The following is a 1,016-nucleotide window of genomic DNA, read 5'->3' as shown; positions in this document are numbered from 1 at the left end:
GTTACTCTGCCATTCCAGTCTGTTACCGTTGTTATGTTGCCGTTAAGATCATATGTATATCTCACCAGTGTGCTGTCAGGATATGTTACTGTGCTTATTCTTCCTGCCTGGTCGTACTCATATCCTACTGTTCTTCCCTGTGTGTCTGTGCATGATGTTACTCTTCCGGCGGCGTCATATGTTCTTGTTATGCTTCCTTCACTGCTGTTTATGGATGTAAGTCTTCCCACACTGTCATAGCTGTATGTTACTTTTCCTTCTGGTGTATCTGCCTCTGTTACTTCTCCTGCGGCATCATATTCATATGATGTTGTCTGTTTTCTTCCGTTTGTTACACTTTTAACAAGGTCTTTTGCATTATATGTATATGTCTTTGCTTCACCTGTGACTGTTGTCTCTGACAGTTCTTTTCCATCTGCATCATATGTGTATTCAAGCAGACTTCCTGCCGGACCTGTAAGTGTCTTAAGTCTTCCTGCACCGTCATAGGTTACATCTGCCCTGTTTCCCATGGCATCTGTTACTGAGGTCTGTCTTCCTTCGGCATCATAGCTGTATGCTGCTGTTCTTCCAAGGACATCTGTCTGTGATGTTATTCTTCCGGCGGCATCCCTTGCATATTCGGTGGTGCTTCCAAGGGCATCTGTCTGTGTAATCACATTGCCGGCAGCATCGTATGTATACTGTTCTGTCTTTATTCCACTGGCATCCGTTACTGATATTATGTTGCCTCTGCTGTCATATTCTGTTGTCTCTGTTGCACCTTCCGGATCTGTTACGGTTATCTGTCTTCCGTTTTTGTCATATCCGTATGTGGTTATTCCGCCGTCTGCATTCACTACTGATGATGTATGACCACATGCGTCGTAACTGTATGTGACTGTTCTTCCTGTGGCATCTGTGCTTTTTGTTATTCTTCCACACAGATCGTATTCTGTATATGATGTGTGTGACTGTGCATCTGTCACTGATGTACAGTTGCCGTATGCATCATATGTATACTGTGTTGTTCTTCC

At 43.7% G+C, this 1,016-nt stretch carries 1 pseudogene; it reads right to left on the bottom strand.

Annotation, left to right across the window (positions count from 1 at the left end):
- Positions 1-1,016, bottom strand: a pseudogene (locus KQI85_RS16370) (hypothetical protein); the annotation flags it as partial.

This window comes from Falcatimonas sp. MSJ-15, assembly GCF_018918265.1.
GTDB lineage: Bacteria > Bacillota > Clostridia > Lachnospirales > Lachnospiraceae > Falcatimonas.
Note: the sequence above shows the minus strand (reverse complement) of the source record. Positions and strands in the feature narration are given on the sequence as shown.